This is a genomic window from Paenibacillus sp. UNC217MF (genome assembly GCF_000686865.1).
Classification (GTDB): Bacteria; Bacillota; Bacilli; order Paenibacillales; family Paenibacillaceae; genus Paenibacillus_B; species Paenibacillus_B suaedae.
In genome coordinates, this window is sequence record NZ_JMLT01000009.1 from 354,713 (window position 1) to 362,545 (window position 7,833).

General features: G+C 44.8%; 7 protein-coding genes and 1 pseudogene. 7 read left to right on the plus strand and 1 reads right to left on the minus strand.

What is annotated here, in order from left to right; genetic code table 11:
• Positions 1–68 precede the first annotated feature (68 nt).
• The 7 genes and pseudogenes from BP95_RS29840 to BP95_RS0107235 all read left to right on the plus strand — a co-directional run.
• Positions 69–653, plus strand: a complete 585-nt coding sequence (locus tag BP95_RS29840) for a helix-turn-helix domain-containing protein (protein ID WP_021254422.1) — start codon at positions 69–71, stop codon at positions 651–653.
• Positions 654–705: 52 nt separating this feature from the next.
• The gene (locus BP95_RS0107210) at positions 706–1,446 is read left to right on the plus strand and encodes a hypothetical protein (protein ID WP_021254423.1); all 741 of its coding nucleotides are present in this window, start codon (positions 706–708) and stop codon (positions 1,444–1,446) included.
• Between the two features lie 12 nt (positions 1,447–1,458).
• On the plus strand, positions 1,459–3,144 hold the full coding sequence (locus BP95_RS0107215) for a vWA domain-containing protein (RefSeq protein WP_021254424.1): 1,686 nt from the start codon (positions 1,459–1,461) through the stop codon (positions 3,142–3,144).
• 23 nt (positions 3,145–3,167) lie between these two features.
• Positions 3,168–4,307, plus strand: coding sequence for a toxic anion resistance protein (locus BP95_RS0107220; RefSeq protein WP_021254425.1), 1,140 nt, complete (start codon positions 3,168–3,170; stop codon positions 4,305–4,307).
• Positions 4,308–4,620: 313 nt separating this feature from the next.
• Complete coding sequence (locus BP95_RS0107225) at positions 4,621–5,175, plus strand: MarR family winged helix-turn-helix transcriptional regulator (RefSeq protein WP_028531787.1); 555 nt, start codon at positions 4,621–4,623, stop codon at positions 5,173–5,175.
• A gap of 113 nt (positions 5,176–5,288) precedes the next feature.
• Complete coding sequence (locus tag BP95_RS0107230; protein ID WP_155987203.1) at positions 5,289–7,100, plus strand: ABC transporter ATP-binding protein; 1,812 nt, start codon at positions 5,289–5,291, stop codon at positions 7,098–7,100.
• A gap of 9 nt (positions 7,101–7,109) precedes the next feature.
• Positions 7,110–7,523 (plus strand): annotated as a pseudogene (locus BP95_RS0107235) (MFS transporter); the annotation flags it as partial.
• Here the strand turns inward: BP95_RS0107235 and BP95_RS0107240 are convergent.
• Positions 7,524–7,833 (minus strand): IS3 family transposase (locus tag BP95_RS0107240; RefSeq protein WP_028531790.1); only part of this gene is annotated, 310 nt, incomplete at its 5' end.

Consider the following 7,833-nt stretch of genomic DNA (forward strand, 5'->3'; position numbering starts at 1 on the left):
CGACTTCGTGACGATGGTATTATTTTCTTAATATTGAACCATAACTTGGAACATTCGTGGAGGAATGTATGGGGCAACTAACATGTTTTCAGGTCATTTTGCCGAATGGAGAAAGACTGTGGCCTGCATCCATATTTCCTGCTGGAGATCAGCACACAGCATTAACGGAATTGCACATGGTTCGCAGATTCTTAGAACATGATGGGGAAGTAGTCATTTCCGTAACGGCATATGATGATCATGGGGAATGCCTGCATAGGCATAAGCAGCGTTTTGATGCAGCCGGACTTGCGATGATTCAAGGGCCTCTTTCTTCTTACTCGCCGAATGGGATCAGTGTCAATGAAGTATTCGGCTTATCAGAAGCGGCACGGCTGTGGGGGATTGAAGGTGGTGGAGCGACTATTCGGAAAGCACTGGAGCGCGGCGAGTTCTATCCACACGAGATTCGGAAATCGGATGGCATTTTGCTTGTTACCTTTTCTGGAATGCAACGTAGATACAATGCAGTGATGAAAAACCAGTGGATGGAAATCCATACGTATTTCGTTCAAGAAGGAATCATTCTAGAACAATCTGATGACATTCATGACACACATCACAACTCCTTATCGACTATTGCACGGCGCCATCGTAAGGCATTTGAAATCTAATACACCAGCGTACACGTAACTTGTTCCTATACGATTTGCAGAGGAGGATGGAATGTTGTCCAACACAAATGTGATCAAGCTACTAGGTCTAATGCTAGTGGTAGCTGCTGTAAATATCCTCGTACTCTCACCAGGCTTTTTAGGCGTGCAGATCGGAGCGAGCGCTCTCTCCACAGCAACGGGAATTACCTTGCTTGTAGCCAGCGCATGGATTCTCATTAATGGAATCTATCAGTTCTTGTTCAAGAAGCCTGTTGTCATACCTGTGAAAGAAATTAGAACGCATGAAGAGTATGTAGAACGCCTGTCCCAATATCGAGAAACCAAGGGTATTGAAGAAGAGATCCGCATTGGGCTGGAACAGATGGAACGGATGCAGAAGCGGAAGAGTACGTTTTTCCAAGTACTGAAGCAGAGATTTAACGAGTCAGAAATAAGCTTCTCTAAGTTCGCGTCCGTTGCACTTGATGTGGAGAACTTATTCTACCAAAATATTCGAAATATCCTGAACATACTTAATGTATTTGACGAGACTGAATTCGACCGGGTTGTCAATCGCAAGATGTCAGGCCTATCTATTGAACTATCCCAGAAGAAAGCAAAAGTATACAACGATTACCTCACATCTATGAAAAATTCACTTACAAATAATGAAGAAATCTTAGTCAAGTTGGATCGCCTTCTGCTTGAGATATCCAGCTTGGACAATGTGGAGCCTGAGGATATTGAACAATTAGCATGCATGCAGGAATTGGACGCATTAATCAAGCAAACCAAATACTATAAAGCGTGAGAGGTGCAGCGAATGGCGGGAAAGAAGAAGTTAGTGATATCTGTCTTTGCTTTAATTTTTGTATTTATTCTCATTTATGTAGGGGTGACATTGACCTCCAACCTAGGGAAAAGCAAATCACAGGTTACGACAGAAGATGCGGCCAAACAGTTGAATAAACTCTATGCGAACGTAACTGTGTCGACCGAAGCTCCAGTAAAGGGACAAATCGATATTAGTCCAGCCGATGTGGGCGATACGTTGCCAGATATATCGAAGTTCCCGATTACGGTGAAGAATACGACGAATCAATTTGTTGAGATCTTCACGTCAACGGAAAAAGGCGGCACAGGCATGGACAGCTGGCTGGCGGATGTGGCAACCGAGTTCAATAATGCGAAGATCCAAGTGAACGGGAAGCCTGTCTCTGTAAAGATTCGCAATATTGCTTCCGGTACAGCTGCGGATTATATCCGATCCGGCAAATATGTGCCTGATGCCTATACACCTTCGAATGAGCTGCTTGGCGAGATGGTCAAAGCTAGCGGGGTAAAGACGGAGCTTGTGAGCAAGCGACTCGTAGGCAATGTTCCCGGCATTGTCATTTCCAAATCCAAACATGATGCGCTTATCTCCTCATACGGGGCGGTAAATGTTAAAACCGTGACGGAAGCCATCTCGAACAATGAATTCAGTATGGGGTATACGGATCCATTCTCCAGTTCTACAGGAATTAATTTTCTAGTTACGGCACTCAGTACATTTGACAAGTCGAATTTGTTGAGTAATAAAGCAGTTCAAGGATTTGAGAAATTCCAAGAAAATATCCCGTTTCTCGCTTCGACAACGACGCAAATGCGTGATGCAGCGAAGTCGGGTGTGTTGGATGGGTTTGTACTGGAATATCAAACATACATCAATACGGATGAACTGAAAAATGAGTACGTCTTCACACCATTCGGAATTAGACATGACAATCCGTTGTATGCGATTGGGAATCTGCCGAAAGGGAAAATGGACATCATCAAAAAGTTCGCAGAATTCGCGTTGCAGGAGAAATATCAGAAGAAGGCTCAAGCAAAAGGTTTCAATGAGCTCGACAATTATAAATCGGAAATGCCCGTTGTGAAAGGCAGCTTGTTGGCCTCCGCACAGAAATTGTGGAAAGACAAGAAAAATGGCGGGAAGCCAATCGCGGCTGTCTTTGTTACCGACGTATCCGGAAGCATGGCGGGAGAACCGCTGAATCGACTGAAGGAATCACTGCTTAAAGGACAAAAGAATCTAGGGAAAGACAACAGTATCGGTCTCGTATCCTATTCGAATGATGTCACGATTAATTTGCCAATCAAGAAGTATGACACCACACAGCGCTCCTTATTCGTCGGTGCGGTCAACAGCCTTCAAGCAGATGGCGGTACGGCTACCTTCGACGGAATTATTGTTGCCTTGAAAATGCTGCAAGAAGAGAAGGCCGTCAATCCGAACATCAAGCCGATGATCTTCGTGCTGAGTGATGGCGAGACGAATCGCGGCCACTCACTTAAGGACATTAAGGAGCTTATCGAAACGTTTAAAGTTCCGATTTACACCATCGGCTATAATGCGGATATTCAAGCACTGCAGAGCATCTCCAGCATTAACGAGGCAGCGAGCATTAATGCAGATACCGATGATGTTGTCTATAAAATCGCAAACCTGTTCAATGTGCAAATGTAGCATGAGTCTAAAGGGGGATTCCAATGTCATTTACGATGGAAGTTGCAAGTCCGGAAGAAATTCAAAAGGAAATTGAGCAAGAGGTAAAACCGGTTCCTGAGGAAGTTGCGAAGCTTCAAGCGCAAGCGGATTCGAATGTGGCAGCAATTATGAATTTAGATCTGGATTCCTTAGAGAATCGAAAGGATATTCTACAATCGATAGACAGCTTCGGCATGAACACCATGCGCTCCTCTTCATCAAAGAACAATGCCTTGCAGGTTTCCGTAGGCGATTTATCGAAAAAAGGGGACGAAGGGGGCCCGGTTGCGAAGGGATTGGTTGAGCTGCATCAGCAGCTGAAGGATCTCGATCCGAGCGTCATTGACTTTACGAAAACGGGATTTCTAGGGAAGCTGTTCAATCCGCTTCGTACGTATTTCTTGAAATATCAGAAGGCAGATACCATGATTGCGGAAATCGTAACTTCATTGGATAAAGGGAAAGTTACCTTAAAAAATGACAATACGACCCTCGAAATTGAACAGCTTGCCTTGCGTGACTTGACTAAGAAGCTGAAGAAAGAAATCGAGCTGGGCTCCTTGATGGATGACTCGATTCAATCACAGATTGAAGCAGCGCAATCCCGCAATGAAGATCCGGAGAAGATTCGCTTCATTACGGAAGAAGTGCTGTTCCCGCTTCGTCAGCGTGTCATGGATATGCAGCAGATGATGGTCGTCAATCAACAGGGGATTATGGCGATGGAGGTTGTTATTCGCAACAATAAAGAGCTGATTCGCGGTGTCGACCGTGCGAAGAACGTTACGATCTCTGCCCTGAAGATTGCGGTAACCGTAGCGAGTGCCTTATATAATCAGAAGATCGTGCTACAGAAAATTGAACTGTTGAATCAAACGACCAATGAGCTGATTGCGGGTACTTCGCGGATGCTTAAAGACCAAGGCGTTCAAATTCATAAGCAGTCTCTGCAAACGAATATTTCTGCGGATACCTTGAAGCAGGCGTTTACGGATGTCCTATCTGCTTTGGATTCGATTAGCTCCTACAAGCAGGAAGCCCTGCCTAAAATGCGGGATACAATTGACCAGTTCCGGGAGCTTGCTGATAACGGCGAGAAGCAGATTCAGCGCTGGGAACGCGGACAGAAGCTCGGCCTGTAATTATGCATATATAATTGATGATGCAAATGCGAAAGACTGCCGGTAGGCAGTCTTTTTGTGTTGTTGAATCTGTTGGGTCTGTTGAGTCCCTTGTTCTACAGCAAGCGCTTAATCTGTTGGAGCACGAGGGGCATTTGAAAAAGCTGAACAGGAAGATAAATAGGGAGACAGATCGCAGAAAAACGCAGATAAATAGGCAGACAAATGCGGTTTTTTCCTAAACAGCAGCATGGTAGGAGTTGCCAAAGGAAAAGAAATGAGTTATATTCGATGTAATTAGATAATCTAACTATAGGAACGAGGAGGTAACCAATTGAACAGAAAGCCCGCCAAGGAGTATCCGACAGAACAACAGTTGCCCAGGCTTGGAACTTCGCCTTATTTAGAATTAATGAATCGTACAGCTTCTCCCGATACGGATCGGGAATCAGCGTCTTTAGGACTTACCATGCTTTGGCTCGGAGATAACACCTTGGATCTGATGGATATTCAATTATCCGCTTTCGACATTACCGAAAGTAAGTTAGATCTGCTATTGCTACTATCACTGCATGGAGGGCAGGAACTCGTTACGCCTTCATCCCTCGCCGATCGATTAGGGATTCGCCGATCCTCCGTTACGGCATTATTGAACTGGTTGGAAAAAAGAAATTGGATCATTCGAGAACCCTATGCCAAGGACGGGCGCATGACCCACGTTCGTATCAGTTCCGAAGGAAGCAGGTTTGTGAAGGAAGTGCTGCCTACATTCTGGTCTACTTGTGCAGCTCTTGTTGAAGAACTAGATAAAGAGGAGCAGGCATTGTTAAAAAAAGTGCTCGTTAAGCTTAATGCAAACATGGAAAAGCGACTGGGAGCAGGAAGATAATTTTTTTATTCATATAGTTAGATAATCTAATTACAATTCATTCCGTTAATATCTTATCGTATCTTCTCTTACCAACATTCATTTTTACTTTGATATGAAAGTGCGTGATCCACATGATACAGACTCAACGTTCCAAGAACCAACAACAGAATCAGGCGCACCATTTAACTACACTGCGTGTGATGATGAAGGAGATGTTCTTGCATACGAGGACACAATGGGGCTTGATTGTGCTCGGCGCAGTCTTTGTGATTTGCATTTCCCTTTTAGAATTTATCATTCCTCAGTTGACCAAGAACATAATCGATCAGATCATCCCTGATAAAAGGGTTTACGCCCTGCTAGAATCGGGCGCACTTATTTTACTCGCTGCTTTGTTGCTGGGCGCCCTCAACTTTGGGAGTAGTTTTGTGATGACTCTTGTCAGTCAGAAGGCCATTTTGCAATTGCGGAACAAGCTGTACCAACATACGTTACGCTTGGATTTGAATTTTTTTGATCACAATCGAACAGGGGATCTGATGGCAAGATTGACGGGTGACGTGAATCAACTTCAGGAGCTGGTTTCGGCCAATAGCCTTTCTATTTTAGCGGATGTCATTACTTTTGTAGCGATCGTCGGATTCTTATTTTATACGGACTGGAAACTCGCATTGTTAACGTTGATTACGTTGCCATTCATATTTGCCACATCGCGATATTTTAGTCTGCGCATTAAAAATGCCTATCGATCGGTTCGTCGCATCTCCGCTGATGTAAACAACTCCCTTCAAGATACGTTGTCAGGAATTCGTATGATCAAGTCTTTTGCAAGTGAAGATGCGGAAGCCGAACATTTCTCTACATTGAGCGAACAGCATCGGAACGCGACCGTATCAGCCTCTAAGTTGTCAGCGATATTCTCGCCAATAATCGATTGGCTGAACTATGTAGGAATGACGTTGGTGCTCGTGTTCGGTGCGTGGCAGGTCATGGACGGACACATGACGGTAGGTGATATCGTAGCTTACTTAGCCTATCTGCGCCTGCTGCAAGCGCCCATCCGCTCATTCAGTAGATTGATTACCAAGTTGCAGCAATCGGCGGCAGCCTTCGAACGCATTCAGGAAGTGTTAGCAACCGTTCCGGAGGTTCGTGATAAAGAAGGAGCAATGATTCTACCTCCTGCTAAGGGAGAAATTATATTTGATGATGTCGAGTTTGCTTATGAAGAAGGGCAGCCCATTCTGCAAAACTTCAATTTGCGAATTCGGCGCAACCAAATTACGGCTTTGGTCGGTTCGTCAGGCTCAGGAAAGTCTACGATCGCTCATCTGATTGCCCGTTTGTACGATGTTCAGCGAGGCGAGATCTATATCGACGGTCATCCGATATCGCAAGTGACGGTGAAGTCACTTCGGCAGCAAATGGGGATTGTATCTCAGGAGGTGATCCTGTTGAATGGCACGATTCGCGAAAATATATCGTACGGTAAACCTCAAGCAACGGCGGAAGAGATTACAGCGGCAGCAATGGCCGCAAATGCACATGAATTTATTACAGCTTTGCCGCAGGGATATGATACACCCATTGGTGAAAGAGGGGTTAAGCTTTCTGGTGGACAGAAGCAGAGACTATCTATTGCCAGAGCCTTTTTGACAAATCCGCGTATCCTCATCTTGGACGAAGCTACGGCTGCTCTGGATACGGAATCCGAACAACATATTCAACATGCGCTGTCTTTGCTTCTTCCAGGGCGCACCTGTCTGGTCATTGCCCATCGCCTCTCCACGATTCAGAATGCGGATCAAATTGTCGTACTGGAACAAGGGGAAATTGTAGAGCTTGGAAAGCATGAAACGTTGCTCCGTCAAAAGGGAAGATACAAGGCATTATACGATATGCAATTTCCGAGGATACCCGCTTCGGAACAATATGTAAAGTAGAGGTGTCACATGAGCAAACCCAATACCGCATCTGTTGCGGACAGAAATTATTCTCTAATGACCATTATTCTTTGCTGGACCGGCCTTGTCGTCATGTCAAGTTTATACGTAACGATTCCGCTCATTTCTGTTTTTGCTCAGCTTTATGAAATTTCCGCTGCAGAGGCCGCAGCTGCCGGGAGTACCTTTTCGATTGGATTTGCCATTGGCTGCTTGGTCTATGGCGCATTGTCCGATAAATATGGACGGAAGACCGTTATATTTGTTGGTCTTCTTTGTCTAACATTAATCTCGGTATTAATCGGATCTGTTCACTCGTTTGGGTGGGTAGTCCTGCTTAGAGGATTGCAGGGGGCAGCTGCCGCAACTTTCTCACCGGTAGCTCTCGCCTACGCGGTCGAAATGTGGATTGTCAACACTAAATCAGACAGCTTTTTTAAGGGATAATCTTCTGTAATCTACTGGACTCATATAGCCTAAGGTTCCATGGATGCGATGTTTGTTGAACCAATTTACGTAGTCATATAGCTCCAATTCTAGGTGATGTAAACTGTGGAAGTTCATCTGATTAATGAATTCCGTCTTCATAATTTTAAACGTAGCTTCTGCAACTGCGTTATCATAAGGACACCCTTTCATGCTTAAGGAACGACCGATCTTGAACGTAGCAAGTGTCTCATCAATCAACTTGTTCTTAAATTCACTACCGCGATCGGTATGGAATAATTGAATT